Annotated in this window: 37 protein-coding genes; 35 read left to right on the top strand and 2 right to left on the bottom strand. The window is 69.8% G+C overall.

What is annotated here, in order from left to right; all coding sequences use genetic code 11:
* The first annotated feature begins 216 nt into the window (after nucleotides 1-216).
* The 14 genes from ngcE to rpsQ all read left to right on the top strand — a co-directional run bounded on the left by ngcE (nucleotide 217) and on the right by rpsQ (nucleotide 9658).
* A complete protein-coding gene (gene ngcE, locus ABD234_RS08500; protein WP_344355243.1) occupies nucleotides 217-1662 on the top strand; it encodes an N-acetylglucosamine/diacetylchitobiose ABC transporter substrate-binding protein in 1446 nt (481 codons plus the stop codon).
* Nucleotides 1659-2642, top strand: a complete 984-nt coding sequence (locus ABD234_RS08495; protein ID WP_038371323.1) for a carbohydrate ABC transporter permease — start codon at nucleotides 1659-1661, stop codon at nucleotides 2640-2642. Before ngcE ends, ABD234_RS08495 begins: the two co-directional genes overlap by 4 nt.
* A complete protein-coding gene (locus ABD234_RS08490) occupies nucleotides 2639-3586 on the top strand; it encodes a carbohydrate ABC transporter permease (RefSeq protein ID WP_344355240.1) in 948 nt (315 codons plus the stop codon). The genes ABD234_RS08495 and ABD234_RS08490 overlap by 4 nt, the downstream gene beginning before the upstream one ends.
* A 378-nt stretch (nucleotides 3587-3964) precedes the next feature.
* On the top strand, nucleotides 3965-4273 hold the full coding sequence (gene rpsJ / locus ABD234_RS08485) for a 30S ribosomal protein S10 (protein ID WP_038371325.1): 309 nt from the start codon (nucleotides 3965-3967) through the stop codon (nucleotides 4271-4273).
* Between the two features lie 11 nt (nucleotides 4274-4284).
* Nucleotides 4285-4965 carry a 50S ribosomal protein L3 gene (gene rplC, locus ABD234_RS08480; RefSeq protein WP_038371326.1) on the top strand — a complete coding sequence of 227 codons (681 nt, stop codon included), beginning with the start codon at nucleotides 4285-4287 and terminating at the stop codon, nucleotides 4963-4965.
* A gap of 5 nt (nucleotides 4966-4970) precedes the next feature.
* Entirely contained in the window at nucleotides 4971-5942 is a 972-nt protein-coding gene (rplD, locus tag ABD234_RS08475) for a 50S ribosomal protein L4, sunset domain variant (protein WP_038371328.1), read from the top strand.
* Nucleotides 5939-6241, top strand: coding sequence for a 50S ribosomal protein L23 (rplW, locus tag ABD234_RS08470; RefSeq protein WP_038371330.1), 303 nt, complete (start codon nucleotides 5939-5941; stop codon nucleotides 6239-6241). The genes rplD and rplW overlap by 4 nt, the downstream gene beginning before the upstream one ends.
* 47 nt (nucleotides 6242-6288) lie before the next feature.
* Entirely contained in the window at nucleotides 6289-7125 is an 837-nt protein-coding gene (gene rplB, locus ABD234_RS08465; RefSeq protein WP_038371332.1) for a 50S ribosomal protein L2, read from the top strand.
* A gap of 15 nt (nucleotides 7126-7140) precedes the next feature.
* The gene (gene rpsS / locus ABD234_RS08460) at nucleotides 7141-7422 is read left to right on the top strand and encodes a 30S ribosomal protein S19 (protein WP_038371333.1); all 282 of its coding nucleotides are present in this window, start codon (nucleotides 7141-7143) and stop codon (nucleotides 7420-7422) included.
* A gap of 52 nt (nucleotides 7423-7474) precedes the next feature.
* On the top strand, nucleotides 7475-7828 hold the full coding sequence (rplV, locus tag ABD234_RS08455; protein ID WP_038371335.1) for a 50S ribosomal protein L22: 354 nt from the start codon (nucleotides 7475-7477) through the stop codon (nucleotides 7826-7828).
* Between the two features lie 10 nt (nucleotides 7829-7838).
* Nucleotides 7839-8666 carry a 30S ribosomal protein S3 gene (gene rpsC / locus ABD234_RS08450; RefSeq protein ID WP_344355234.1) on the top strand — a complete coding sequence of 276 codons (828 nt, stop codon included), beginning with the start codon at nucleotides 7839-7841 and terminating at the stop codon, nucleotides 8664-8666.
* A gap of 5 nt (nucleotides 8667-8671) precedes the next feature.
* Nucleotides 8672-9091 carry a 50S ribosomal protein L16 gene (gene rplP, locus ABD234_RS08445; RefSeq protein WP_038371338.1) on the top strand — a complete coding sequence of 140 codons (420 nt, stop codon included), beginning with the start codon at nucleotides 8672-8674 and terminating at the stop codon, nucleotides 9089-9091.
* Entirely contained in the window at nucleotides 9091-9324 is a 234-nt protein-coding gene (rpmC, locus tag ABD234_RS08440) for a 50S ribosomal protein L29 (protein ID WP_038371339.1), read from the top strand. Before rplP ends, rpmC begins: the two co-directional genes overlap by 1 nt.
* A 25-nt stretch (nucleotides 9325-9349) precedes the next feature.
* Complete coding sequence (rpsQ, locus tag ABD234_RS08435) at nucleotides 9350-9658, top strand: 30S ribosomal protein S17 (protein ID WP_038371340.1); 309 nt, start codon at nucleotides 9350-9352, stop codon at nucleotides 9656-9658.
* A gap of 139 nt (nucleotides 9659-9797) precedes the next feature.
* Here rpsQ and ABD234_RS08430 read toward each other — a convergent pair whose 3' ends face one another.
* Nucleotides 9798-10211, bottom strand: coding sequence for a hypothetical protein (locus ABD234_RS08430; protein WP_344355230.1), 414 nt, complete (start codon nucleotides 10209-10211; stop codon nucleotides 9798-9800).
* 168 nt (nucleotides 10212-10379) lie between these two features.
* On the opposite strand from ABD234_RS08430, the gene ABD234_RS08425 reads away from it, so the two are divergent.
* The 21 genes from ABD234_RS08425 (at nucleotide 10380) to ABD234_RS08325 (ending at nucleotide 24145) form a co-directional block, all read left to right on the top strand.
* Nucleotides 10380-10826, top strand: coding sequence for a hypothetical protein (locus tag ABD234_RS08425; protein ID WP_344355228.1), 447 nt, complete (start codon nucleotides 10380-10382; stop codon nucleotides 10824-10826).
* 513 nt (nucleotides 10827-11339) lie between these two features.
* Nucleotides 11340-11708 carry a 50S ribosomal protein L14 gene (gene rplN, locus ABD234_RS08420; RefSeq protein WP_038371345.1) on the top strand — a complete coding sequence of 123 codons (369 nt, stop codon included), beginning with the start codon at nucleotides 11340-11342 and terminating at the stop codon, nucleotides 11706-11708.
* A 2-nt stretch (nucleotides 11709-11710) separates the two neighbouring features.
* Entirely contained in the window at nucleotides 11711-12097 is a 387-nt protein-coding gene (gene rplX / locus ABD234_RS08415; protein WP_038371346.1) for a 50S ribosomal protein L24, read from the top strand.
* Nucleotides 12097-12666 (top strand): 50S ribosomal protein L5, encoded by a 570-nt coding sequence (gene rplE / locus ABD234_RS08410; RefSeq protein WP_038371348.1) that lies wholly within the window; start codon nucleotides 12097-12099, stop codon nucleotides 12664-12666. Before rplX ends, rplE begins: the two co-directional genes overlap by 1 nt.
* Before the next feature lies 1 nt (nucleotide 12667).
* A complete protein-coding gene (locus ABD234_RS08405; protein WP_038371350.1) occupies nucleotides 12668-12853 on the top strand; it encodes a type Z 30S ribosomal protein S14 in 186 nt (61 codons plus the stop codon).
* A gap of 67 nt (nucleotides 12854-12920) precedes the next feature.
* A complete protein-coding gene (rpsH, locus tag ABD234_RS08400; protein ID WP_038371352.1) occupies nucleotides 12921-13319 on the top strand; it encodes a 30S ribosomal protein S8 in 399 nt (132 codons plus the stop codon).
* A gap of 19 nt (nucleotides 13320-13338) precedes the next feature.
* Nucleotides 13339-13881 carry a 50S ribosomal protein L6 gene (gene rplF, locus ABD234_RS08395; protein ID WP_038371353.1) on the top strand — a complete coding sequence of 181 codons (543 nt, stop codon included), beginning with the start codon at nucleotides 13339-13341 and terminating at the stop codon, nucleotides 13879-13881.
* A 2-nt stretch (nucleotides 13882-13883) separates the two neighbouring features.
* Nucleotides 13884-14270, top strand: a complete 387-nt coding sequence (rplR, locus tag ABD234_RS08390) for a 50S ribosomal protein L18 (RefSeq protein WP_038371488.1) — start codon at nucleotides 13884-13886, stop codon at nucleotides 14268-14270.
* A 37-nt stretch (nucleotides 14271-14307) separates the two neighbouring features.
* Complete coding sequence (gene rpsE / locus ABD234_RS08385; RefSeq protein ID WP_038371354.1) at nucleotides 14308-14997, top strand: 30S ribosomal protein S5; 690 nt, start codon at nucleotides 14308-14310, stop codon at nucleotides 14995-14997.
* The gene (gene rpmD, locus ABD234_RS08380) at nucleotides 14994-15176 is read left to right on the top strand and encodes a 50S ribosomal protein L30 (protein ID WP_038371355.1); all 183 of its coding nucleotides are present in this window, start codon (nucleotides 14994-14996) and stop codon (nucleotides 15174-15176) included. Before rpsE ends, rpmD begins: the two co-directional genes overlap by 4 nt.
* Nucleotides 15177-15181: 5 nt before the next feature.
* Entirely contained in the window at nucleotides 15182-15643 is a 462-nt protein-coding gene (gene rplO, locus ABD234_RS08375; protein WP_038371356.1) for a 50S ribosomal protein L15, read from the top strand.
* A gap of 168 nt (nucleotides 15644-15811) precedes the next feature.
* Nucleotides 15812-17116 (top strand): preprotein translocase subunit SecY, encoded by a 1305-nt coding sequence (gene secY / locus ABD234_RS08370; RefSeq protein ID WP_038371357.1) that lies wholly within the window; start codon nucleotides 15812-15814, stop codon nucleotides 17114-17116.
* Nucleotides 17113-17706 (top strand): adenylate kinase, encoded by a 594-nt coding sequence (locus ABD234_RS08365; protein ID WP_038371358.1) that lies wholly within the window; start codon nucleotides 17113-17115, stop codon nucleotides 17704-17706. The genes secY and ABD234_RS08365 overlap by 4 nt, the downstream gene beginning before the upstream one ends.
* On the top strand, nucleotides 17706-18548 hold the full coding sequence (map, locus tag ABD234_RS08360) for a type I methionyl aminopeptidase (protein ID WP_344355219.1): 843 nt from the start codon (nucleotides 17706-17708) through the stop codon (nucleotides 18546-18548). The genes ABD234_RS08365 and map overlap by 1 nt, the downstream gene beginning before the upstream one ends.
* Before the next feature lie 218 nt (nucleotides 18549-18766).
* Entirely contained in the window at nucleotides 18767-18988 is a 222-nt protein-coding gene (gene infA, locus ABD234_RS08355) for a translation initiation factor IF-1 (protein ID WP_038371360.1), read from the top strand.
* A 68-nt stretch (nucleotides 18989-19056) separates the two neighbouring features.
* Nucleotides 19057-19170 (top strand): 50S ribosomal protein L36, encoded by a 114-nt coding sequence (gene rpmJ, locus ABD234_RS08350; RefSeq protein ID WP_038371361.1) that lies wholly within the window; start codon nucleotides 19057-19059, stop codon nucleotides 19168-19170.
* A gap of 224 nt (nucleotides 19171-19394) precedes the next feature.
* Nucleotides 19395-19769: a 30S ribosomal protein S13 gene (gene rpsM / locus ABD234_RS08345; protein WP_038371363.1), complete on the top strand. Its 375-nt coding sequence runs from the start codon at nucleotides 19395-19397 to the stop codon at nucleotides 19767-19769.
* Between the two features lie 106 nt (nucleotides 19770-19875).
* The gene (rpsK, locus tag ABD234_RS08340) at nucleotides 19876-20280 is read left to right on the top strand and encodes a 30S ribosomal protein S11 (protein WP_038371364.1); all 405 of its coding nucleotides are present in this window, start codon (nucleotides 19876-19878) and stop codon (nucleotides 20278-20280) included.
* A 115-nt stretch (nucleotides 20281-20395) separates the two neighbouring features.
* On the top strand, nucleotides 20396-21394 hold the full coding sequence (locus ABD234_RS08335) for a DNA-directed RNA polymerase subunit alpha (RefSeq protein WP_038371365.1): 999 nt from the start codon (nucleotides 20396-20398) through the stop codon (nucleotides 21392-21394).
* Nucleotides 21395-21419: 25 nt separating this feature from the next.
* On the top strand, nucleotides 21420-21947 hold the full coding sequence (gene rplQ, locus ABD234_RS08330; RefSeq protein WP_038371367.1) for a 50S ribosomal protein L17: 528 nt from the start codon (nucleotides 21420-21422) through the stop codon (nucleotides 21945-21947).
* 134 nt (nucleotides 21948-22081) lie between these two features.
* Entirely contained in the window at nucleotides 22082-24145 is a 2064-nt protein-coding gene (locus ABD234_RS08325; protein WP_344355208.1) for an N-acetylmuramoyl-L-alanine amidase, read from the top strand.
* 260 nt (nucleotides 24146-24405) lie between these two features.
* Here ABD234_RS08325 and purL read toward each other — a convergent pair whose 3' ends face one another.
* The gene (purL, locus tag ABD234_RS08320) at nucleotides 24406-26742 is read right to left on the bottom strand and encodes a phosphoribosylformylglycinamidine synthase subunit PurL (protein ID WP_038371369.1); all 2337 of its coding nucleotides are present in this window, start codon (nucleotides 26740-26742) and stop codon (nucleotides 24406-24408) included.
* Nucleotides 26743-26793: the final 51 nt, after the last annotated feature.

Below are 26793 nucleotides of genomic sequence, written 5' to 3'. Positions count from 1 at the left end.
GGCAGTCTCCTGGGCAGTGCGTGCATGGGCAGGGCCCGGTCCTCGCACCGGAGGCCGGCGGAATGTCGTATTGTGACCGAAAGGTGGCCGATGCGAGCACATACAGTCACCAGGCGGGGGTACGCTGGGCCGACGGCGCGGCCACGGGGTGCTCACGAGGTGCTTGCAGTCCCGCCCCGTCCCGGAGGATCCGGTTCAACGACGAAAGCAGGAGCCATGGAACACGCACACGATGACGCCCTCCTCACCCCGGCAGACCGTCTGGCGCTGTCGCGACGCCGGTTCATGACCGCCGCGAGCGCGACGGCCGGGGTCGCCGCGCTCTCCGCCTGCGCGGGCGGCGGAGGCGGCGGCGCCCCTGACGCGCCTGCCGACGGCGGCGGGGAGAAGAGCGACGACAATCCCTTCGGCGTGGCCGAGGGATCCACGGTCGACGTGGTCATCTTCGACGGCGGGTACGGCGACGAGTATGCGATCGCGGCCGGCAAGGCCATGGAGGAGCTCCATCCCGGGGTGACGGTCGAGGTCAACTCCACCGTCAACATCGGGCCGGAGCTGCAGCCGCGCTTCGTCGGGGGAAACCCGCCGGATGTCTTCGACAACTCCGGCGCGCAGAGCATGGACACCGAGGCCCTCATCAGCGAGGGGCAGCTGGCCGAGCTCGACGCGCTGCTCGAGGCGCCCAGCATCGACGGCGGCACCGTGGGGGAGAGCCTGCTGCCCGGCGCCACGGATCCGGGGACGTACTCGGGGTCTTTCCTGGCCATGAACTACGTGTACACCGTCTACGCCCTCTGGTACTCCCAGAAGCAGTTCGACGACAACGGGTGGAGCGTCCCCACCACCTGGGACGAGCTGATGGCGCTCGGCGAGACCGTGAAGGCGGCCGGCAGCCACCTGTTCTCCTACGGCGGGCAGAACGCCTCGACGTACTACCAGGAGCTCGCGCTGTCGATGGCGGTCAAGCAGGGCGGTGTGGAGGTGGCCAAGAACATCGACCGCCTCGAGCCGGACGCCTTCGCGCAGGATGCCGTGGTGCAGGCCTACGCCGCTCTCGAGGAGGCGGTGAAGGCCGGATTCTTCGTGCCCGGCGGGGCCGGCGTCAAGCACACGCAGGCGCAGACGGACTGGGTCACCGGCAAGTCGGTCATGTACCCCTCCGGATCGTGGATCGAGAACGAGCAGCGGGACGTCACGCCGGAGGACTATGCGCTCACCGGCGCGCCCGTCCCGCTCCTGGGCGAGGGGGCCGCGCTGCCCCTGGCCGCGATCCACGGCACGGCGGGGGAGCCCTTCATGGTCCCGTCCCAGGGGAAGAACGCCGCGGGCGGGCTCGAGTTCCTGCGCGTCATGCTCTCCCAGGAGCAGGCCACCCAGTTCACCGCGCTCACCGGCTCGCCGACCGTGGTCCAGGGCGCCGCCCCGGATCCGGCGGACGCCTCCACGGCGCTCACCTCGACGCTGGCGATGATCGAGGCCGCCGGTGCCGACACGTTCAACTACAACTTCTCGGAGTGGTACGGGCTCGGCGCGGACAACGTGACCCTGTGGACCGAGTTCCTGGACGGGAGGACCACGGCCGATCAGCTCCGCGAGAAGCAGCAGGCGCTGATCGACGCCGTCCGCGAGGACGACACCGTCACGAAGTTCGACGTCCCGTGACGGCCGTCCCCACCAGCGGCGCACCGGCCGATGCCCGCGCGGGGGCGCCCCGGCGCCCCCGCGGGGCGGGCCGTCGGCTGACACCCGGCAGGGTCCTCTTCTTCGCCCTGTTCCTGGGGCTCCCCCTGCTCGTCTACGTGGTGTTCGTGGTGAGCCCCTTCGCGCAGGCCATCTACTACTCCTTCACGGACTGGCGCGGAGTCTCCTCGCACCAGGAGTTCATCGGCCTGGGGAACTATCGGGCCCTGCTCGAGGACCGCACGTTCCATCTGGCGCTGCGCAACAACCTCGTCCTGATGATCGTGCTGCCGGTCGTGGTCATCTCCCTCGGGTTCGCCCTGGCGACCCTCGTGACCATCGGCGGCAGCTCGCGCGGGGAGATCCGCGGGATCCGCGGCGCGAACATCTACCGGGTGATCAGCTTCTTCCCGTACGTGATCCCCTCGGTGGTCATCGGCATCCTGTTCGCCTTCATCTACGCACCGGGCGGCGGCCTGCTCAACGGCCTGCTGGGCCTGGTGGGCATCGAGTCGCAGATCGCCTGGCTGGGCGACCCCCGCTTCGCCATGGCGGCCGTGGTGCTCGCCGTCGTCTGGAACATGGTCGGCTTCTACATGGTGCTGTTCGTCGCGGCGATCAAGGCGGTCCCCTCCGAGGTGATCGAAGCCGCGCGACTGGACGGCGCGGGCCGCCTGCGCCTGGCCGTGCAGGTGGTTCTGCCGATCATCAAGGACAACGTCTCCACCGCGATGACCTACATGGGGATCATGGCGCTGGACATGTTCGTGTTCATCAACGTCATGACCCCCGGCGGCGGCACGTCCAAGAGCACCGAGGTCGTGGCCCGCTACCTGTACGAGACCGCGTTCCAGAAGTCCGACTTCGGGCGGGCCTCCGCCATGGGCGTCGTGCTCGCGGTGATCACCCTGATGATGGCGATCCTCGTCCAGGTCGTCACCCGGAAGAAGGAGGACGCATGAGCGCCGTCTCCCGTGACGGGGCCACGGGTCCCCGTGCCGCATCGGACCTCCGCGGCGAGCAGGATCCCCGCGCCGTGCCGGAGGGGCCGAGCCCGTCCCGGGGCGCGACCGTGCCGGCCTCGGACCGCATCTTCGCCGGCGTCAGCCACGTTGTCCTGGTGATCTGGGCGCTGATCGTCGTCCTGCCCCTGCTGTGGACCGTGATCAGCTCCTTCAAGGACTCCCTGGGCATCCTCGCCGATCCCTTCGCCCTGCCGACCACCTGGCATGTCGAGAACTTCGCGCGGGCGTGGACGACGGCCGGCATCGGTAGGTACTTCCTGAACACGGTGATCGTCGTGGGCGGCGCGCTGGTGCTGGTCATGCTGCTGGGCGCGATGTGCGCCTACGTGCTGGCGCGGTTCTCCTTCCCGGGGCGCAGCATCATCTACTTCGCCCTGGTGGCGGGGCTGACCTTCCCGCTGTTCCTCGCGATCGTGCCGCTGTTCTTCATCCTGCAGTCGATGTCCCTGCTGGGGACGTACACGGGGCTGATCCTCAGCTACGTGGCGTTCGCGCTGCCGTTCACGGTGTTCTTCCTGTTCGCGTTCTTCCGCCAGCTCCCGGACGAGATCGGGGAGGCCGCGGCCATCGACGGCGCGGGGGACTTCCGCACCTTCTTCCAGATCATGCTGCCGATGGCGAAGCCCGGCATGGTCTCGGTCGCGATCTTCAACTTCCTGGGCCTGTGGAACCAGTACCTGATCCCGGTCGTGCTGAACACCGACAAGGACAAGTACGTCCTCGCGCAGGGACTGGCCAACATGCAGGCCCAGCAGGGGTACCAGACGGACTGGTCGGGGATGTTCGCCTCGGTGACCATCACGATCATCCCCGTGCTCATCGTCTACGTGATCTTCCAGCGTCAGCTGCAGGGCGGCGTCGGGCCGAGCACGAGCAAGTGAGCCCCCGCCCCGGCCCCCGCGTCACCACGGGGGCCGGGGTGTGATCCGCGTCGGTGTGAGCCGGTGCACGAGCCCTCGACCTTGGAATGCGCCCAGGTCTCTGGCAGACTGGACGAGTTGTCTGTGCGGGCCGACATGCCCGGTTCCGTTCTCCACGCCTCGCGGCGCGGCGAATGATCACCGGATGAGGCCCAGCCCCAGGACGCGAACGGCGCCCCCGCGTCGAATGCGCGTCGTCATGAGGGAGATCAGCACAGCCGCAGCCGATCCTCGGCGGCTCCGCCATGGGCTTCATCGCCCCGGCGAGGCCGACACGCCCGTCCTCGGGTACCGGGAGGGAGCTGCGCGAATGTCCAGACGAGAGAGAGACAGGACGCCATGGCGGGACAGAAGATCCGCATTCGGCTCAAGTCGTACGACCACGAGGTGATCGACAGTTCGGCGCGCAAGATCGTCGACACGGTCAGCAGCGCCGGCGCGACGGTTGTGGGCCCGGTGCCGCTGCCGACCGAGAAGAACGTCTTCGTGGTCATCCGGTCGCCGCACAAGTACAAGGACTCCCGTGAGCACTTCGAGATGCGCACGCACAAGCGACTGATCGACATCGTCGATCCCACGCCCAAGGCCGTGGACTCGCTGATGCGCCTCGATCTGCCGGCGGACGTCAACATCGAGATCAAGCTCTGAGGTAGGTCGAGATGAGCAACGAACTGACAGGCCAGCGCGCCCGCGCCGTCGCCGGCGTCCTGGGCACGAAGCTCGGGATGACCCAGGTGTGGGACGAGAACGGCAAGCTCGTCCCCGTGACCGTCGTCCAGACGGGCTCGAACGTCGTGACCCAGGTCCGCTCCGTCGAGACCGACGGCTACGACGCCATCCAGATCGCCTTCGGGCAGATCGACCCCCGCAAGGTGACCAAGCCGCTGAAGGGCCACTTCGAGAAGGCCGGCGTGACCCCGCGCCGTCACCTCGCCGAGCTGCGCACCCTCGACGCCGCCGAGTACACCGTCGGCCAGGAGATCGATGCGTCGGTCTTCGCCGCCGGCCAGAAGGTCGACGTCGTCGGCACCACCAAGGGCAAGGGCACCGCCGGTGTCATGAAGCGTCACGGCTTCTCGGGCGTCGGCGCCTCCCACGGTGCGCACCGCAACCACCGCAAGGCCGGTTCGATCGGCGGCGCCTCCACCCCCGGACGCGTGTTCAAGGGCCTGCGCATGGCCGGCCGCATGGGCAACGTCCGCACCAGTGTCCAGAACCTGACCGTCCACGCGGTCGACGTCGAGAAGGGCCTCGTGCTCGTCAAGGGTGCCGTCCCCGGCCCCAAGGGCGGTCTCGTGCTGGTCCGCTCGGCTGCCAAGAGCCCCGTGAAGGAGGCCTGAGACCGATGGCAGAGAATCTGACCATTGACGTGCTCTCGCCGGCCGGTGAGAAGTCCGGCACGGCCGAGCTGCCCGCGTCGATCTTCGACGTGCAGACCAACATCCCGCTGATCCACCAGGTCGTCGTCGCCCAGCAGGCCGCTGCCCGCCAGGGCACGCACAAGGCGAAGAACCGTGGCGAGGTCTCCGGCGGCGGTCGCAAGCCCTACAAGCAGAAGGGCACCGGTCGCGCCCGCCAGGGCTCGACCCGCGCTCCGCAGTTCGCCGGCGGTGGCGTCGTGCACGGCCCGGTGCCGCGCGACTACTCCCAGCGCACCCCGAAGAAGATGAAGGCCGCCGCCCTGCGCGGTGCCCTCTCGGATCGGGCCCGCAACGGCCGCGTGCACGTCGTGTCCGCCCTCCTCGAGGGGGACGCCCCGTCCACCAAGGCCGCGCTGAAGACCCTGGCCGCCGTCTCCGACCGCAAGCACCTGCTGGTGGTCGTGCGTCGTGACGACGAGCTCGGTGCGCTCAGCTCGCGCAACCTGCCCACCGCGCACGTCCTGTACGCCGATCAGCTGAACACCTACGACGTCATGCTCTCCGACGACGTCGTGTTCACCTCCGGCGCGCTCGAGGACTTCGTGGCCCAGGCCACCCTGTCCCTGCCCACCTTCGGCACCGCGAAGGCTGCTCCGGCCGCCGCCCCGGCCGCCGAGGCCGCCCCCGCCGCGCAGGCGGCTCCCGCCGCCGAGGCCGCTCCGGCCGCTGCGGTCGAGGGTCCCTTCGGTGAGGGCTCCGCGTCCCCGCTGGCCGATGGCTCCGCCCCCGAGGGCTTCACCATCAAGGGCAACAAGGACTCGAAGAAGTACCACACCCAGGATTCCCCGTGGTACGGCCGCACCAAGGCCGAGGTCTGGTTCGCGACCCCGGAGGCCGCTGAGGCCGCCGGTTTCGTGCCCGCCGTCCGGGCATCCGCTGAGGAGGATTCGAAGTGACCTCGCTGAACAAGGACCCGCGCGACATCCTGCTCGCCCCGGTCGTCTCTGAGAAGAGCTACGGGCTGATGGACGAGGGCAAGTACACCTTCCTGGTGGACCCGCGCGCCAACAAGACCGAGATCAAGATCGCCGTCGAGAAGATCTTCGACGTCAAGGTGGCCTCGGTGAACACGATCAACCGCCAGGGCAAGACGCGCCGCACGCGCTTCGGGATGGGCAAGCGCAAGGACACCAAGCGCGCCATCGTGACCCTGACCGACGGAACCATCGACATCTTCGGAGGATCGGTCGCCTGAGGCGACTGATCACCGAAGAGCCGTAGAGAGTCTGAGGGAAACCCACCATGGGAATTCGTAAGCACAAGCCGACTACGCCGGGCCGTCGCGGCTCGAGCGTCGCCGACTTCGTCGAGATCACCCGTTCCACGCCGGAGAAGTCGCTGGTGCGCCCCCTGTCGAAGTCGGGCGGCCGCAACAACAACGGCCGTGTGACCTCCCGTCATCGCGGCGGTGGCCACAAGCGCGCGTACCGCGTGATCGACTTCCGTCGTCACGACAAGGACGGCGTGAACGCCAAGGTCGCGCACATCGAGTACGACCCGAACCGCACCGCGCGCATCGCGCTGCTGCACTACGCGGACGGCGAGAAGCGCTACATCCTCGCGCCGGCGAAGCTGCGTCAGGGCGACTGGATCGAGAACGGCCCCGAGGCCGACATCAAGCCCGGCAACAACCTGCCCCTGCGGAACATCCCGCTGGGTACGGTCATCCACGCGATCGAGCTCCGCCCCGGCGGCGGCGCGAAGATCGCCCGTTCCGCCGGCGCCTCCGTGCAGCTGGTCGCCAAGGAGGGCCGCTTCGCGCAGCTGCGCATGCCCTCCGGCGAGATCCGCAACGTGGACGCCCGCTGCCGCGCCACCATCGGCGAGGTCGGCAACGCCGAGCAGTCGAACATCAACTGGGGCAAGGCCGGCCGCATGCGCTGGAAGGGCAAGCGCCCGCACGTCCGCGGTGTCGTGATGAACCCGGTCGACCACCCGCACGGTGGTGGCGAGGGTCGCACCTCCGGTGGTCGTCACCCCGTGTCGCCCTGGGGCCAGCCGGAGGGCCGCACGCGCCGTCCGGGCAAGGAAAGCGACAAGCTCATCGTGCGCCGTCGTCGCACGGGCAAGAAGCGCTGATAGGGAGTCAGAAACATGCCACGCAGCATTTCCAAGGGCCCGTTCGTCGACGACCACCTTCAGAAGAAGGTGGACGTGCAGAACGAGAAGGGCACCAAGAACGTCATCAAGACCTGGTCGCGCCGTTCGGTCATCACCCCGGACTTCCTCGGCCACACCTTCGCAGTGCATGACGGTCGCAAGCACGTCACGGTGTTCGTCACCGAGTCGATGGTCGGCCACAAGCTCGGCGAGTTCGCCCCGACGCGGACTTTCAAGGGCCACGAGAAGGACGACAAGAAGGGCCGTCGTCGCTGACCCCGGTCAGCAGCGACTGCACTTCTCGAACTCGAAGAGAAAGCAGGAAGCAATGGAAGCCAAGGCGCAGGTGCGGTATCTCCGCATGACGCCCATGAAGGCCCGGCGCGTTGTCGACCTGATTCGTGGCAAGAGCACGGCCGAGGCCCTGGACACCCTGCGGTTCGCACCGCAGGCCGCCAGCGAGCCCGTCCTCAAGCTCGTCCAGTCCGCGATCGCCAACGCCCGCGTGAAGGCCGATCAGGCGGGGGAGCGGTTCGACGAGCGCGAGCTCGTCGTCTCCGCCGCGTACGTCGATGAGGGTCCGACCATGAAGCGGTTCCAGCCGCGTGCTCAGGGTCGTGCCTTCCAGATCAAGAAGCGCACCAGCCACGTCACCGTGGTGGTCGCTCCCGCGAACAAGTAAGGAGTCCCGAATGGGCCAGAAGGTCAATCCCAATGGGTTCCGCCTCGGGATCACCACGGAGCACACCAGCCGATGGTTCGCCGACTCCACCAAGGAGGGGCAGCGCTACCGCGACTACGTGAAGGAAGACGTCGCGATTCGCAAGCTCATGTCCGAGGGGCTCGAGCGCGCCGGCATCTCCAAGGTCGAGATCGAGCGAACCCGTGACCGCGTCCGCGTCGACCTGCACACCGCCCGCCCGGGCATCGTCATCGGGCGTCGTGGTGCGGAGGCCGAGCGTCTGCGCGGCGAGCTCGAGAAGCTCACCGGCAAGCAGATCCAGCTGAACATCCTCGAGGTCAAGAACCCCGAGGCCGATTCCCAGCTGGTGGCGCAGGGCATCGCCGAGCAGCTCGCTGCTCGTGTGTCCTTCCGTCGCGCCATGCGCAAGGGCATCCAGTCCGCGCAGCGCGCCGGTGCCAAGGGCATCCGCGTGGCGGTCTCCGGCCGCCTCGGCGGCGCCGAGATGAGCCGCAGCGAGTTCTACCGCGAGGGCCGTGTGCCGCTGCACACGCTCCGCGCGAACATCGACTACGGCTTCTACGAGGCCCGCACCCCCTTCGGCCGCATCGGCGTGAAGGTGTGGATCTACAAGGGCGACGTCACCGCCAAGGAGCTCGCGGCCCAGGCCGCGACGCAGGCCCCCCGCTCCGGCGGACGCGGCCCGCGTGCCGAGCGTCCCCGTGGTCGTCGCAACGAGCGCAACGCCGCCGCGCGTCAGGGCACCGAGTCTGCCCCGCAGACCTCCGCCCCTGCCGAGCAGGCGTCCGCGCCCGCTGAGTCCGGAACGGAGGCCTGAGCGACATGCTGATCCCGCGCAGGACCAAGCATCGCAAGCAGCACCACCCCACCCGCAGCGGCATGGCCAAGGGTGGCACCGAGCTGGCGTTCGGCGACTACGGCATCCAGGCGCTCGCGCCGGCCTACGTCACCAACCGTCAGATCGAGGCCGCTCGAATCGCCATGACGCGCTACATGAAGCGTGGCGGCAAGGTGTTCATCAACATCTACCCCGATCGTCCGCTCACCAAGAAGCCTGCCGAGGTCCGCATGGGCTCCGGTAAGGGTTCGGTCGAGTGGTGGATCGCCAACATCAAGCCCGGCCGCGTCATGTTCGAGGTCGCGGGCGTCCCGGAGGATGTGGCTCGGGAGGCTCTCCGCCTCGCGATCCACAAGCTCCCCATGAAGTGCCGCATTCTGAGCCGAGAGGGTGGTGACATCTGATGGCAGCGACCAAGCTCACCGCTGAAGCGCTCGACAAGCTCGACGACGCCAAGCTGGCCGACGAGCTGGCGAAGGCCAAGGACGAGCTGTTCAAGCTTCGTTTCCAGTCCGCCACCGGGCAGCTCGAGAGCACCGGACGACTGCGGTCCGTCAAGAAGGACATCGCGCGGATCTACACGATCCTGCGCGAGCGCGAGCTGGGGATCCGTCAGGCTCCCGGCTCCGCCGAGTGACCGCGAAGCGAGGAACTGAGAAACCATGAACGAGAACTCCACCGAGGGCCTCGCCAAGGAGGGCACGCACGCCTCCTCGCACGAGCGTCCGTACCGCAAGACCCTGAACGGGTTCGTCGTCTCCGACAAGATGGACAAGACCATCGTCGTCGAGGTCGAGGAGCGCGTGAAGCACGCTCTGTACGGCAAGGTCATGAAGAAGACGCAGAAGTTCAAGGCCCATGACGAGGAGAACGTCGCCGGCATCGGCGACCGCGTCCTCATCATGGAGACCCGACCGCTGTCCGCCTCCAAGCGGTGGCGCCTGGTCGAGGTCGTCGAGAAGGCCAAGTGATCGGACGGTCCTCGTGACCGCACCCGATGCATGAGACGGGCCGGATCCCTTCGGGGGTCCGGCCCGTCTCGTCGTCCCCGGCGGCCGCGGGCCGCCCCGGCGTGCCCGCCGGGGCGGCGGACCCGGACGGCCGGATCGATCAGGCGGCGGTGAGGGCGACCAGCAGGGCGCCGGCGTAGGCGTCCTCCGCGCTGGGGGCGCTGACCTCCTGCTGCGCACCGTCGGGGCCCGCGCGGAAGCGCACGGTGTGATGGCCGTCCTCGCGCAGCTCGAGGCTCCGGAACGCGGGGCCGAGCGCCTCGCGCAGCTGCTCCTCGCGGGGGATCCAGATCGCCTCGTGCTGCTCGATGGAGTCCAGCGCCCACTCGGTGGTGCCGTTGAACTTGAAGATCCGTTCGCCGTGTCGGCCCAGGCCCCGTTCGATCACCATGGAGGACAGCATGAAGGCGTCGTCCCGCAGCAGCTCGGTGTCGATGGCGAACAGGTCGCCGTCGGAGGGCTCCCACGAGAGCCCGGCATCTCGGAGTCGTCGTGCGACGTCGATGTCGATCATCCGTCGAGTGTAGGAGGCGCGAGAGCGCCGTGGGGCGGCGGGAATCCCGGGCGGCGCGCCGACGGAGGGGGACGCCGGGGGAGCGGGCACGCGCCCGCCGGGAGGAGAGGATGCCCCGGGACGCGGCGGGGAGGCCGCTCCGGCAGCGGCTACCAGAACTCTGGGCCGATGGCGAGACGAGAGCGGGAGGCCCGTGGAGCGGCGATCCGCACGGCGGGGCGGCTCGGAGCGCGAGGGCCGCGGCGTCCGGCGGCGGCCGCGGCCTCGGCCGTCCTGTCGGTGGCGCTCGCTGCGGGCGCCATGGGATGCGCCGGCTCGGGGGACCCGGTGGGGGAGTCGGGCCTGACCTGGATCACGATGCCGGCCACGGGGATGGGCGATTCCGCGCTCGTCGAAGGGACGATCGCGGAGCAGGACGGCTGCATGGTGCTGGATCACGGAGGCTCCCGATCCCATCTCATCTTCGAGGTCACCGATCCCCGGCCGGAGACCTACGCCGGGGGCGACGCCGTCCGGCTCGGCGGCTCCGGCTCCGGGAAGGCGTCCGCGGGCCTGGACATCCCCGAGGCCTGCGACGGCGCGACGTCGTACTGGTACGTCGCCCCCGGCGCCTAGACCCGAGGGGCCACCCCTCGGGCCGGTGCCCTCCGCAGCGCTCGGGGCCGGCCCCTCGGAGCCCCGCGAGGCCCTACCCCATCGGGAGGGGCCGAGGGAACCGGGATCGGCACGATTCGGCCGTTCATGAGCAAGGACACATGTCCCTCCCGGCACCCGCCCTATCGCCTGCCGCCCGCCTCCCGTATGCTGGAACGGTTGCGATGTCGTGACGCGTCGTGCCCATCGGGCGCGGACCCCGGTCCGCGGCGGGCGTATCGTGCCATGGCTCTCGCGGACGGCAGCGTCCATCCCCCGACGGAGACCTCGCACCGCCCGTGCTGCACCGGCCATCCGGCCGATGCTGCGGCGTGTGCCTGAGTCCGCCGGAGGGTTTTTTGATGCCCGAGGCCGACCGCACCGACCACCGCCCCGCCGGGGCGGGTGCCGGGCAACGGTCCACCATCCGTTCCGCCAGGCTCGCACCGCCCATTAACGCCGGTGAGAGAACCGGCGAGACGACAGGAGTACGGAGTGATTCAGCAGGAGTCGCGACTCAAGGTCGCCGACAACACGGGTGCCAAGGAGATCCTCTGCATCCGCGTTCTCGGTGGCTCCGGTCGCCGTTACGCCAGCATCGGCGACACCATCGTGGCCACCGTCAAGGACGCGATCCCCGGTGGCAACGTCAAGAAGGGCGATGTGGTCAAGGCCGTCGTCGTCCGCGTCAGCAAGGAGCGCCGTCGTGCCGACGGTTCCTACATCCGCTTCGACGAGAACGCAGCGGTGATCCTCAAGAACGACGGCGAGCCTCGCGGCACGCGCATCTTCGGCCCCGTGGGCCGCGAGCTGCGTGACAAGCGGTTCATGAAGATCGTCTCGCTCGCCCCGGAGGTGATCTGATCATGTCGAAGATCAAGATCAAGAAGGGTGACCTGGTCCAGGTCATCACCGGTCGCACCAGCGACGAGGACAAGGCCGCCAAGCGCGGCCTGAAGGCGGGCGACAAGGGCAAGCAGGGCAAGGTCCTGCAGGTCTTCCCCGAGAGCCAGCGCGTGCTGGTCGAGGGCGTCAACCGCCGCACCCACCACCTGAAGCCGACGCAGGCCGGCGGCGCCGGTGGCATCGAGCAGCGCGAGGCCCCGATCCACGTCTCGAACGTGGCGCTGGTCGACCCGGAGGACAACAAGCCCACCAAGGTCGGCTACCGCGTGGAGACCGTGGAGCTCGAGAACGGCCGCACCAAGCAGGTGCGCGTCCGCTTCGCCAAGCGTTCCGGGAAGGACATCTGATGACCGAGACCGCCACCCAGGCGCCCACCCCGCGTCTGAAGACCACCTACCGCGAGACGATCAAGGGCCAGCTCACCGAGCAGTTCGGCTACGAGAACGTCATGCTCGTCCCGGGCCTGACGAAGATCGTCGTGAACATGGGCGTCGGCGACGCCGCGCGCGACTCCAAGGTCATCGACGGCGCGATCCGCGATCTCGCCCAGATCACCGGCCAGAAGCCGCAGGTCACCAAGGCCCGCAAGTCCATCGCCCAGTTCAAGCTGCGTGAGGGCATGCCGATCGGCGCGCACGTCACGCTGCGCGGCGACCGCATGTGGGAGTTCCTGGACCGTCTGCTCTCGACCGCGCTTCCGCGCATCCGCGACTTCCGCGGACTGTCGCCCAAGCACTTCGACGGCAACGGCAACTACACCTTCGGTCTCACGGAGCAGGTCATGTTCCACGAGATCGACCAGGACAAGATCGACCGGGTCCGCGGTATGGACATCACGGTCGTGACCACGGCGAAGACCGACGACGAGGGACGCGCGCTGCTCAAGCTGCTCGGCTTCCCCTTCAAGGAGAACTGACATGGCAAAGACCGCCCTGATCAAGAAGCAGGAGCGCAAGCCCAAGTTCGCGGTGCGCGCCTACACCCGGTGCCAGCGGTGCGGCCGTCCGCACTCGGTGTATCGCAAGTTCGGGCTGTGCCGCGTGTGCCTGAGGGAGATGGCTCACCGCGGTGAGCTCCCCGGCGTCACGAAGAGCAGCTGGTAAGGACTATCACCATAGGTCCCGAGCCGCACGTCGGTGAAGGAAACCAGGTGAGGAAGAAGCTACAGACATGACCATGACCGACCCGATCGCGGACATGCTCACGCGGATCCGGAACGCCTCCGGGGCGTACCACGAGACCGCGTCCATGCCGTATTCGAAGTTGAAGAGCCGAATCGCGGACATCCTCAAGGCCGAGGGCTACATCCTCGGCTGGCACGAGGAGGAGGCCGAGGTCGGCAAGACCCTCGTCCTCGAGCTGAAGTACGGCCAGAGCCGCGAGCGCGCCATCTCCGGCATCCGCCGCATCTCGAAGCCCGGCCTTCGCGTGTACGCCAAGTCCACCAATCTGCCCAAGGTCCTCGGCGGCCTGGGCGTGGCGATCCTGTCCACGTCCAGCGGTCTCCTGACCGACAAGCAGGCAGCCAAGAAGGGTGTGGGTGGGGAAGTCCTCGCCTACATCTGGTGAGCGGAAGAGGAGAGGCGAAATGTCCCGCATCGGACGCCTGCCGGTCGCAGTGCCGGCCTCTGTCCAGAACGTCAAGATCGAGGACCGCACGGTCACGGTCAGCGGCCCCAAGGGCGAGCTGACCCACCAGGTCCCCGAGCCCCTCACCGTCGAGCGTGCGGAGGACGGCTCCATCGTCGTCTCCCGTCCCGACGAGGAGCGCCGCAACAAGGCCCTGCACGGCCTGACGCGCACGCTCATCAACAACATCGTCCTCGGGGTCACCGAGGGCTACACGAAGAAGCTGGAGATCGTCGGCACCGGGTACCGCGTGACGGCGAAGGGCACGGACCTCGAGTTCGCCCTCGGCTTCTCCCACCCCGTCGTGGTGAAGGCGCCCCAGGGCATCACCTTCGCGGTCGAGACCCCCACCAAGTTCTCGGTGAGCGGCATCGACAAGCAGCTGGTGGGCGAGGTCGCGGCCAACATCCGCAAGCTGCGCAAGCCGGAGCCCTACAAGGGCAAGGGCGTGCGCTACGCGGACGAGACGGTCCTGCGCAAGGCCGGAAAGGCTGGTAAGTGATCATGGGTTACGCACTCAAGCACACCAAGGGTCGCGTCGGCAGCAAGCTGCGTGCTCGCGGCCGTCGTCACCTGCGCGTGCGTCGTCGTGTGGTCGGCACCCCGGCGCGTCCGCGCCTGGTCGTCACCCGCTCGCAGCGCCACGTGTTCGTCCAGGTCGTCGATGACTCCCAGGGCGTCACGCTGGCCTCGGCCTCCACCATGGAGGCGGACCTGCGCGCCGCGTCCGCCACGAAGTCGGACAAGGCCCGCACCGTCGGCACCCTGGTCGCCGAGCGCGCCAAGGCCGCCGGCATCGAGGCCGTCGTCTTCGACCGCGGCGGCAACAAGTACCACGGCCGCGTGGCCGCCGTCGCCGACGGCGCCCGCGAAGCCGGCCTGGCACTGTGACCGCCCTCCGGAACCAGGACGAGAAGAGGATCTGAACATGGCTGCACAGCAGCGAAGCAACGGTCCCGCGGCCACCGGCCGACGGGGCGAGAACAGCAGCAGCACCGAGGAGCGCAGCGGCGGCGGTCGCGAGCGCGGCGGGCGTCGTGGCGAGGGCCGCGGCGGCCGCAACCAGGAAGCGGAGAAGTCCGCCTTCCTCGAGCGCGTGGTGAACATCAACCGCGTGTCGAAGGTCGTCAAGGGCGGCCGCCGCTTCAGCTTCACGGCCCTCGTGGTCGTGGGCGACGGCGACGGCACCGTCGGTGTCGGCTACGGCAAGGCCAAGGAGGTCCCGGCTGCGATCTCCAAGGGTGTCGAGGAGGCGAAGAAGAACTTCTTCCGCGTCCCGCGCATCCAGGGCACCGTCGTGCACCCCGTCCAGGGTGAGGATGCGGCGGGCGTCGTCCTGCTGCGTCCGGCCGCTCCGGGTACCGGTGTGATCGCCGGCGGTCCGGTCCGCGCCGTGCTCGAGTGCGCCGGAGTGCACGACGTGCTCTCCAAGTCGCTCGGCTCGACCAACTCCATCAACATCGTGCGTGCGACCATCGCGGCGCTCAAGCAGCTGGAGGAGCCGGAGGCCGTGGCCGCCCGTCGTGGCCTCCCGGTCGAGGACGTCGTCCCCGCCGCCCTGCTGCGTGCGCAGGCCGCCGGTCGTGCCGCCGCTCGTGCCGAGAAGGTGGGTGCGTGATGCAGCTGAAGGTGACCCAGGTCCGTTCCACCATCGGTGGGACTGAGCCCCAGCGTGCGACCCTGCGCGGCCTCGGCCTCAAGCGCATCGGCGACGTGGTGGTGAAGGAGGACCGTCCCGAGATCCGCGGCATGATCCGCGCCGTCACCCACCTGGTGACGGTCGAAGAGGTGGACTGAATCCCATGACTGAGAACAATTCCCAGAGCCCCCTGAAGCTCCACGAGCTGCGCCCCGCGCCCGGTTCCAAGACCGCGCGCACCCGCGTCGGCCGTGGTGAGGCATCCAAGGGCAAGACCGCGGGCCGTGGTACCAAGGGCACCAAGGCGCGCTACCAGGTGAAGGCCGGCTTCGAGGGCGGCCAGATGCCGCTGCACATGCGCCTGCCCAAGCTGCGCGGCTTCACCAACCCCTTCCGCGTCGAGTACCAGGTCGTGAACCTGGCGACCCTGCAGGAGCTGTTCCCCGAGGGCGGCACCGTCACGGTCGAGGAGCTCGTCGCCAAGGGCGCCGTGCGCAAGAACCAGCCCGTCAAGGTGCTGGGCACCGGCGACGTGAGCGTCAAGCTCGACGTCACGGCGCAGAAGTTCTCGGCCTCGGCCGAGGCGAAGATCACCGCGGCGGGCGGGTCCGTCACCACCGCGTGAGTGTCTTTTGACGGGGCACCGCGGCGCAGAATAGCCTGTGCCGCGGTGCCCCTTCGTCATGGTCGGGGCCGGTCAGCGCCGCCGCACGCGCGCGACACCGGTGCCCCACAGCTGGACCGGTCACACTGACCTTTCGTCCGCCATCGGACCCCAGGAGGGACTTAGCCAGTGAACGCGTTCATCAGAGCGTTCCGCACCCCGGAGCTCCGGGCGAAGATCTTCTTCACCCTCGGCCTTCTCGCCGTCTACCGGCTCGGCGTCTTCATCCCGACCCCCGGCTTCGACTACACGAACGTCATGATCTGCGCGGAGCCGACGCTCTCGGGCGGCACCAGCGTGCTGGGCATGGTGAACGTCTTCTCGGGCGGGGCCCTGCTGCAGCTGTCGATCTTCTCGCTCGGCGTGATGCCCTACATCACCGCCTCCATCATCGTGCAGCTGCTGCGCGTGGTGATCCCGCGGTTCGAGGCCCTCCACAAGGAAGGGCAGTCGGGCACCGCCAAGCTCACGCAGTACACCCGGTACCTCACCATCGGCCTGGCGATCCTGCAGGCCACCACCATCATCACGCTCGTGCGCTCGGGCAACTTCTTCGTCGGCTGCGCCCTCGAGGTGATCCCCGACCAGTCCATCCCGGTCCTGCTGCTCATGGTGATGACCATGACCGTCGGCACCGTGATCATCATGTGGATGGGCGAGCTCATCACCGAGCGCGGCATCGGCAACGGCATGTCCCTGCTGATCTTCACCTCGATCGCGGCCTCGTTCCCCAGCGCCCTGGGCCAGATCTTCCAGCTGCAGGGCTGGATGATCTTCTCCCTCGTGGTGCTGGTGGCCCTCGTGGTCATGGTCGGCATGGTGTTCGTCGAGCAGGCGCAGCGCCGCATCCCGGTGCAGTACGCCAAGCGCATGGTGGGCCGCCGCATGTACGGCGGCACCTCCACCTACATCCCGGTGAAGATCAACCAGGCCGGCGTGATCCCCGTGATCTTCGCGTCCTCGATCCTCGCCCTGCCGCAGCTGGCCACCTCCTTCGCCGACGACCAGGCCGCCCCGTGGGTGCAGTGGGTGAACACGCACCTCGTGATGGGGGCGTCGTTCTCCTGGATCTACGCGCTGGTGTACGTCGGCCTCATCATCTTCTTCGCGTTCTTCTACGTCTCGATCACCTTCAACGCGGAGGAGATCGCCGACAACATGAAGAAGTACGGGGGATTCGTCCCCGGCGTGCGCGCGGGCCGCCCCACGGAGCGCTACCTGCAGTACGTCATCAACCGCATCCAGACGCCCGGCGCGATCTACCTCGCGGTGATCTCGCTGATCCCGCTGTTCGCCCTCGTGTTCCTCGGGGCCTCGCAGAACTTCCCGCTGGGCGGCGCGTCCCTGCTGATCATCATCGGCGTCGGCCTCGACACCGTGAAGCAGATCGATGCGAAGCTCCAGCAGCACCACTACGAAGGGATCCTGCGATGACCACCCCCACCTCCTCCGCCCCGGCGCGCCGGCTGCTGATCGTCGGCCCTCCCGGCGCCGGCAAGGGCACCCAGGCGGAGCGCATCGCCGCGGCCCTGTCGATCCCCGCGATCTCCACCGGCGACATCTTCCGCGCCAACGTCTCCCAGGAGACCGAGCTCGGCGTGCTCGCGAAGTCCTACATGGACAAGGGCGAGTACGTCCCCGACTCCGTCACCAACGACATGGTCCGCGACCGGCTCGCCCAGGACGACGCCCAGGGCGGCTTCCTGCTGGACGGCTACCCGCGCACCCTGGACCAGGTCGGCGCGCTGGACGCGATCCTCGCGGACGCCGGGCAGTCCCTGGACGCCGTGCTGCTGCTCGAGGTCGATCTCGAGGCCGTCGTGGAGCGCCTGGTCGCCCGCGGCGCCGAGCAGGGGCGCAGCGACGACACCGAGGAGACGATCCGTCGTCGCATCGAGGTGTACTCCGAGCAGACCGCCCCGCTGATCGCCGTGTACGAGGAGCGCTCGCTGCTGCGGCGCGTGGACGGCATGGCATCGATCGACGAGGTCACCGCGGCGCTGCTGGCGGAGCTCGGCGCCTGATGGCCCTGCGCGGCCGCCCGAAGGTCGAGCTGAAGACCCCGGAGCAGATCTCGATCATGCGCCGCAGCGGAGCGCTGCTCGCCCGCGTGCACGACATGCTCGCCGCCGAGCTGCGGCCGGGCATGACCACGGCGGATCTCGACCGGCTGGCCGAGACGATGATCCGCGACGAGGGCGCGACGCCGAACTTCCTGGGGTACCAGGGCTTCCCCGCGACGCTGTGCATCAGCGTCAACGAGGAGGTCGTCCACGGGATCCCGGGATCCCGGGTGATCGAAGAGGGCGACGTCGTCTCCATCGACGGCGGCTGCATCGTCGAGGGCTGGCACTCCGACGCCGCCCGCACCCACATCGTGGGCGCGCCGCGCTCGGAGGCCGACGTCCGCCTGGTCGAAGTCACCCGCGGGGCCCTCTGGGCCGGCATCGCCGCCCTCGCGGGAGCCCGGCGCGTGGGCGAGATCGGCGCCGCGATCGAGGACCATGTCGAGGCGGCGGCGGGGGAGGAGCTCTCCCATCTCGAGGACTTCGGCGGGCACGGCATCGGCACCGCCATGCACCAGCCGCCCGACGTCATGAACTACCGCACCCGCGACCGCGGACCGGCCCTGCGCGCCGGCATGTGCCTGGCGATCGAGCCGATGCTGATCCAGGGCCCCGGCGACTGGCGGATGCTCGAGGACGACTGGACGGTCGTGGCCACCGGCGGCGGCCGGGCCGCGCACTGGGAGCATTCCGTGGCCGTGACCGAGCAGGGGATCCTCGTGCTCACCGCGGCCGATGCCGGGGCCGCGCAGCTCGCCGAGCTCGGCGTGCGCATCGCCCCGGACCCGCTGCAGGAGTGATGGGGGTCATCCGCTCCTGCTCTCGGCCTTCCGGCCGGTCACGTGTAGGATGGTCGATCGGGTGTGCTCCGTCCTGTCTGCGCGTGTGAAGCGTCCGGGCTGCTGGGTGCCACCCCGGCGCGTTCCCCAGACCCCCCGGAGATCCCGGGGGAGCAGGACCGCGCTCGGAGACGAAGCGACCCCGCCCCGCGAGGCACGGGCGAGGAGATCGGAGAGGCATGGCCAAGAAGGACGGCGTGATCGAGGTCGAGGGCACGGTCACGGAGGCGCTCGCGAACGCGCGCTTCCGCGTCGAGCTGGACAACGGGCACAAGGTGCTGGCGCACATCTCCGGGAAGATGCGGCAGCACTACATCCGCATCCTCCCCGAGGACCGGGTGGTCGTCGAGCTGAGCCCCTACGACCTCGACAAGGGCCGCATCGTATACCGCTACAAGTGATCGACGCCGCCCGGCGGTGAAGATCGGGGGCGCCCAGCGGGCGTCCTCCCTCTCGTGAGAAGGAAGAAATGAAGGTCAAGCCGAGCGTCAAGCCGATCTGCGACAAGTGCAAGGTGATCCGTCGCCACTCGCGCGTCATGGTCATCTGCTCCAACCCGCGTCACAAGCAGCGCCAGGGCTGATCGGGTCCCCCGACCCGGTCGCACCTGCGCCATCCGTCGCCACGGCGACACGGCCCCCGGGCCACCCGTCCGCACCGCGGACACACAACAGAAGAGACGACACCGCCGATCGGCCCCGCCGATCGGACACCCGCAGTGCGGAGGCTGCGGCGCGGCGGATCCCCGGATCCGTGGAACGCGAGGAGTCGGATCAGGCCTCCGAGAACAAGTAGGAGAACTGCACTATGGCACGTCTGGTGGGCGTCGACCTCCCGCGCGAAAAGCGCCTCGAGGTCGCCCTGACGTACATCTTCGGCGTGGGTCGCACCCGCGCCCTCGAGACCCTGGCATCGACCGGGATCTCGGGCGACAAGCGCGTGCGCGAGCTGACCGACGAGGAGCTCGTCCAGCTGCGCGACCACATCGAGGCGAACTACCGGATCGAGGGCGATCTTCGCCGCGAGGTCGCCGCGGACATCCGCCGCAAGGTCGAGATCGGCAGCTACGAGGGCCTGCGTCACCGCCGCGGCCTGCCCGTGCGCGGCCAGCGGACCAAGACGAACGCGCGTACCCGCAAGGGCCCCAAGCGCACCGTCGCCGGCAAGAAGAAGGCGCGCTGACGCGCTCCCCGTGCCGCGCGAGAGGCGTCCGCGCCGTATCGCAGTCACTCCGCGCCGCTGAGCACGGCGCACCGATCATCTGAACTTTTCCGAGGAGTTCCGCCACATGGCAACCAAGACTCGCCAGTCCGCGACGCGCAAGCCGCGCCGCAAGGACAAGAAGAACGTCGTCAACGGACAGGCTCACATCAAGAGCACGTTCAACAACACCATCGTCTCCATCACCGACCCGACTGGCGCCGTCATCTCCTGGGCCTCCGCCGGCCAGGTGGGCTTCAAGGGCTCGCGCAAGTCCACGCCCTACGCCGCGCAGATGGCCGCCGAGGCCGCTGCCCGCCGCGCGCAGGAGCACGGCATGAAGAAGGTCGACGTGTTCGTCAAGGGCCCGGGCTCGGGTCGCGAGACCGCGATCCGCTCGCTCACCGCGACGGGCCTCGAGGTCGGCTCCATCCAGGACGTCACCCCGCAGCCGCACAACGGCACCCGTCCCCCGAAGCGTCGGCGCGTCTGAGGCCGTCCCGGGACCCGGGCCGCTGCGGCGGACCGGCCCCGGCACGTCTCGACCCCACCCCTCTTGAGCCCCCTCCAGAGCGTCATATGGCGGACGCTCGCAGAAAGGACACATCGTGCTCATTGCACAGCGCCCCACGCTGACCGAAGAGGTCGTGTCGGAGTACCGCTCCCGGTTCGTCATCGAGCCGCTCGAGCCCGGGTTCGGCTACACGCTGGGTAACTCCCTGCGCCGCACCCTCCTGTCCTCCATCCCCGGCGCCGCGGTCACCTCGATCCGCATCGACGGCGTGCTGCACGAGTTCAGCACCGTCCCCGGGGTCCGCGAGGACGTCACCGAGATCATCCTCAACATCAAGAACCTCGTCGTCTCCTCGGAGAACGACGAGCCGGTCGTGATGTACCTCCGCAAGGAGGGCGAGGGCAAGGTGACCGCCGCGGACATCACCCCGCCGGCGGGCGTCGAGGTCCACAACCCCGACCTGCACATCGCCACGCTGAACGACAAGGGCCGGCTCGAGATCGAGCTGATCGTCGAGCGCGGGCGCGGCTACGTGTCCGCCGCGCAGAACAAGGGCATCGACGGGGAGATCGGGCGCGTCCCGGTCGACTCGATCTACTCGCCCGTGCTCAAGGTGACCTACAAGGTCGAGGCGACCCGTGTCGAGCAGCGCACCGACTTCGACCGTCTGATCGTGGACGTCGAGACCAAGCCGGCGATCTCCCCGCGCGACGCCGTCGCCTCCGCGGGCAAGACGCTGGTCGAGCTGTTCGGCCTGGCGCACGAGCTGAACGAGGAGGCCGAGGGCATCGACATCGGCCCCTCGCCCACGGACCAGGCGATGGCCGCGGATCTGGCGCTGCCGATCAACGACCTCAACCTCACCGTGCGCTCGTACAACTGCCTCATGCGCGAGGGCGTCCACACCGTCGGCGAGCTGACTGCGCGCAGCGAGGCGGACCTGCTGGACATCCGCAACTTCGGGCAGAAGTCCATCGACGAGGTCAAGGCGAAGCTGGCCGACCTCGGACTGTCGCTGAAGGATTCCCCGGCCGGGTTCGACCCGTCGGCCGCTCTGGACTCCTACTCCGACGACTTCGGCGATCAGTACTGACATTTCTTGAACTAGGAGAACGACAATGCCTGCACCCACCAAGGGCGCGCGCCTGGGAGGTTCCCCCGCCCACGAGCGGATGATCCTCGCGAACCTCGCCACCGAGCTGTTCCGTCACAAGTCCATCACCACGACGGAGACCAAGGCCAAGCGCCTGCGTCCCCTCGCGGAGCGCCTGGTCACCCAGGCCAAGAAGGGCGACCTCGCCTCGCGCCGCCGTGTCATGCGCACGGTCCGCGACCGCGGCGTGGTCCACGCCCTCTTCGAGGAGATCGCCCCGACGTTCTCCGAGCGTCCGGGCGGCTACACCCGCATCACCAAGGTCGGCCCCCGCAAGGGCGACAACGCCCCGATGGCCGTCATCGAGCTGGTCAGCGAGGCGTACTCGCCGAAGCAGGCCGTGGTGAAGGAGGCCGAGGGCGCCGCCAAGGTGGCCGCCAAGGCCGAGGAGTCCGAGGCCGCCGCCGAGGAGACCACCACCGAGGACACCGCCGCCGAGGCGACCGAGGCTGCCGCCGAGGAGACCCCCGCGGAGGATTCCGAGAAGGCCTGACCCCTTCGAGGAGAACGCCGAAAGGGCCACCGGAAGAGATTCCGGTGGCCCTTTCGCGTACAGTGACCCCTGACGGCGTGCGGCCCGGAGCCGCCCCGGCGTCTTCCCCATTTCTCGCCTCCGGAGATCCTGCCATGACCGATGCACGCTTCCCCCGTCCGTCGATGCACCGCTCCCGGGGCCCCGCCGCGCCCTCGCCGCACGGCGCCCGCGGGCCCGTCCTCAGCCGGCGCGGTCTGCTGGCCGCCTCCGCCGCCGTCGTCCCGGCGGCGACCATCGGTCTCGCCGCCCCGGCGGCCGTGGCCGATCCGGAGGTGACCGGAGGCCGCACCCGCCGGCGCCGGGTCCCCCTGGCCGATGCGGAGCGCCGCACCGCGGACGGCGCGGTGATCCGCCGGGTCTCCGACGCCCCGGCGACGATGGTCGGCCTGACCTGGGACGCGGACGATGCGGCCGGAGCGGACGTCGCCGCCCGCGTGCGCGGCCGCTCCGTCGGGGGCGGCTGGGGGGACTGGCACGACCTCGAGCCGGCCATCGACCCCGACACCGGGGACGAGGCTCCCGGGACGGAGATCGCCTGGCTGGGTCCCGTCGACGCGCTCGAGTTCCGCGCCGAGTTCGACGGCTCCGACGCCACCGCCGCGATGACCGCCCATGTCCTCACGACCTCCGAGGCCAGCACGGACAGCTCCATGCGGCCCGACGCCGAGGACGCCGTGGCGACCCTGTCGAGCACCCGCGCCACCACCGCCTCGACGCTCTCCAGCACCGACCCGACCACCCCGCTGCTGATGGGCGCCCCGGCGATCATCCGCCGCGCCACCTGGGGCGCGGACGAGACGCTCACCCGCGCGACCACCGGCCACGACGAGATGCGCTCCGTGGTCGTCCACCACACGGCCGGCACGAACTCGTACACCAGGACGCAGTCCGCGCAGATCCTGCGCGGCATCCTCGAGTACCACACCCAGACGCTGGGCTGGGCCGATGTCGGCTACAACATCCTCATCGACAAGTACGGCCAGATCTTCGAGGGCCGGGCCGGAGGCCTGCACCGGGTCGTCGAGGGCGCCCACGCGCGCGGCTACAACTCCCGCACCGCCGGCATCAGCGTGATGGGGGACTACTCGAGCACCGCCGTGCCCTCGGCCGTCGTCTCCGCCGTCGGCCGGATCGCCGGATGGAAGCTGCTGGGCTCCTTCCTCGACGACGCCCACGGCAGCGCCCGCTTCACCGTCACGGCCTCGAACGTCGTCCATGCCACGGGCAGCACCGTGTCGCTCCCGCGCATCTTCGCCCACCGCGACGTGAACTACACCGACTGCCCCGGCGACCGGCTGTACGCGCAGCTCGACGCCATCCGGGACATCGCGCAGACCACCATCGACGAGGGCTGGCGCACCCACCTGGACGCCTACCGGGCCGCCGGCGGCTCCTCGGAGCTGGGCACCGTCTACCAGATCGCCCACTGGGAAGGGGACACCTGGGTGACCCGCCTGACCGGCGGCCTGGTCCTGTCCGAGGGCGAGGAGCCCGCGACGGCCTATGCGACGCCCTTCGTGCGGTCCTGGGCCCCGTCCTGGGGACGGCCCACGGGCGATGCGGTCGCCGGGTCCTCCGGGGCCGTGTCCCAGCGCTTCGAGGGCGGCACGGCCTCGCGGTCCTCGGAGGACGCCGAGGTCGTGTTCACGCCGAGCACCACCACCGGCCCCGAGGAGTACGAGGTCTACGGCGCGATCCGCAACACCTGGCTCGAGGGCGGCGGGGCGGACGTGCTGGGGGCGCCGACCGGACCGGAGCGCTCGGTCGCCGGGGGCCGCCAGCAGCCCTTCGCGCACTGCCTGATCTCCTGGAAGGACGGCGTGGGGGCGTTCGTCACCCGCGGCGCCATCGGCACCCGCTGGATCGCCAACGGCGGCGCGGCCGGGAAGCTCGGCTTCCCGCGCGTGAACGAGCGGGACATCAGCGGCGGGGCCACCCAGGTCTTCGAGCACGGCGACATCCACTACAGCCCGGCCACCGGCGCCCACGCCACCGGGGGAGCGATCGGCGCCTACTGGGCGCGCACCCGCTGGGAGGCCGGACCGCTCGGCTTCCCCGCCGGCGAGGAGGTCGCGGTGACCGGCGGCGTCGAGCAGCGCTTCCAGGGCGGCACCGTGCACTGGAACTCCCGCACCGGAGCCATCACCGTCCGCTGAGGCGGGGCGCCTCGGGGCGCCTCGGGCGCTTCTCCGGTGCCGCCCGGCGGCGCCCTCGAACCTCCATCGATCGGACGCCGCCCAGCGGTGCCCTCGAGCCTCCATGGATCGGACGCCGCCCGGCGTCGCCCTCGAGCCCCCATCGATCGGAGTGAGCCCGTCGCTTCCCGCCGAGGAAGCGACGGGTTCACTCCGATCGATGCGATAACGACGGATTCACTCCGATCGTTTCCGGCCGGAACCGGCGTGGACGGGCGGGGTCAGCCGAAGTGCTTCGGGAGCGTCGCCTCGCGCAGCGTGCGCAGCTCGGCGACGGGGAATGCGCCGACGCCCTGGATCTCCAGCTCCGCGCCGGTGGTCACGCCGATGCGGGCCAGCGGGAACTTCCGCGCCGTGCACATGTCGGTGAAGCGGACCTCCTCGCTGCGGGGCACGCCGACGATCGCGCGGGCCTGGGACTCCGAGAACAGCGCCGTGAACAGGTCCACGCCGTCGCGCTGGAGGACGTCGTCCAGGACGATCCGGGCGCCCGTGCCGAAGCGGGTCACGGACTCGACCAGGGCCTGGGCGAGACCGCCCTGGGAGAGGTCGTGCGCGGAGTCGACCATGCCGTCGCGGGAGGCGGCGATGAGGATCTCCGCGAGCTCCCGCTCGGCGGCGAGGTCCACCTGCGGGGGCAGGCCGCCGAGGTGGGAGTGGGCGACGTCGGCCCAGGCGGAGCCGGAGAGCTCTTCGCGGGTCGTGCCGAGCAGGAAGATCGCCAGGCCCTCGTCCTGCCAGCCCGACGGGGTGCGGCGGGCGACGTCGTCGAACACGCCGAGCACGCCGACCACGGGGGTCGGGTGGATCGCGGAGTCGATGCGGCCGGGCTCGCCGGTGGAGTTGTAGAGGGAGACGTTGCCGCCGGTGACGGGCACGCCCAGCTCCTGGCAGGCATCGGCGAGACCGTGGATCGCCTCGACCAGCTGCCACATCGGGCCCGGATCCTCCGGGGAGCCGAAGTTGAGGCAGTCGGTCACCGCGAGCGGCACCGCGCCGGAGGTGGCGACGTTGCGGTACGCCTCGGCCAGGGCCAGCTGCGCGCCGGTGCGGGGGTCGAGCTTGGTGTACCGGCCGTTGGCGTCGGTGGCCAGGGCGACGCCGCGGCCGGTCTCCTCGTCCACGCGGATCACGCCGGCGTCATCGGGCATGGCCAGCGCCGTGTTCCCGCCGACGTAGCGGTCGTACTGATCGGTGACCCAGCCGGCGGAGGCCAGGTTGGGCGAGGCGATGAGGGTGCGCAGGGTCTGGGCGATGTCCTCGGGGGAGGAGGGGCGCGCCAGCTCCTCCGCGCGGTCGGCCTGGAGAGCGTCCTGCCAAGCGGGGCGGGCGAAGGGGCGGTCGTAGACCGGCCCGTCGACGGCGACCGTGGAGGGGTCCACGTCCACGATGCGGCGCCCGAAGTGGTCGATGGTCAGGCGGCCGTCGCCGGTGACCGTGCCGATCACGGCGGCCTCGACGTCCCACTTGGCGGTGATCGCCTCGAACTCGGCCAGCTTCTCGGGGCTGACCACGGCCATCATGCGCTCCTGCGACTCGCTCATGAGGATCTCGCCGGCGGTGAGGGTGGGGTCGCGCAGCAGCACGTTCTCGAGGTCGATGTGCATGCCCGAGCCGCCGTTGGCGGCCAGCTCGCTGGTCGCGCAGGAGATGCCGGCGGCGCCGAGGTCCTGGATGCCCTCGACGGTGCCTGCGGCGTACAGCTCGAGGCAGCACTCGATGAGGACCTTCTCCATGAAGGGGTCGCCCACCTGGACGCTGGGGCGCTTGACGGGCCCGCCCTCCTCGAAGGTCTCCGAGGCGAGGATCGAGGCTCCGCCGATGCCGTCGCCGCCGGTGCGGGCGCCGAAAAGGACCACCTTGTTGCCCGGTCCGGTGGCGGAGGCGAGGTGGATGTCCTCGTGGCGCAGGACGCCCACGCACAGGGCGTTGACCAGCGGGTTGGTCTGGTAGGAGGCGTCGAAGACGGTCTCCCCGCCGATGTTGGGCAGGCCCAGCGAGTTGCCGTAGCCGCCCACGCCGGCCACCACGCCGTGCACGACGCGCGCGGTGTCGGGGGCGTCGATCGCGCCGAAGCGCAGCTGGTCCATCACGGCGACGGGCCGTGCGCCCATGGAGATGATGTCGCGGACGATGCCGCCCACGCCGGTCGCGGCCCCCTGGTAGGGCTCGACGTAGCTGGGGTGGTTGTGCGACTCGACCTTGAAGGTCACCGCCCAGCCGTCGCCGATGTCCACGACGCCGGCGTTCTCGCCCATGCCCACCAGGAGCTTCTCGCGCATCTGCTCGGTGGTGCGCTCCCCGAACACCCGCAGGTGCTTCTTGGAGGACTTGTAGGAGCAGTGCTCGGACCACATCACCGAGTACATGGCGAGCTCGGCGTTGGTGGGGCGGCGTCCCAGGATCTCGCGGATCTGCTGGTACTCGTCGTCCTTCAGGCCCAGCTCCGCGTACGGCTGCTGCTGGTCGGGGGTGCCTGCGGCATGCTCGACGGTGTCGACGTCGCCGGCGGTCGCCTGCGGGGAGGCGGTGGGCACGCGGGGATCAGATCCGGTCATCGGTACGCTCGGTCCATTCACGCTGGGGCTGGGTCGGGGCCAGTCTATTCG

Source organism: Brachybacterium phenoliresistens, from assembly GCF_039530785.1.
GTDB lineage: Bacteria > Actinomycetota > Actinomycetes > Actinomycetales > Dermabacteraceae > Brachybacterium > Brachybacterium phenoliresistens.
Note: the sequence above shows the minus strand (reverse complement) of the source record. Positions and strands in the feature narration are given on the sequence as shown.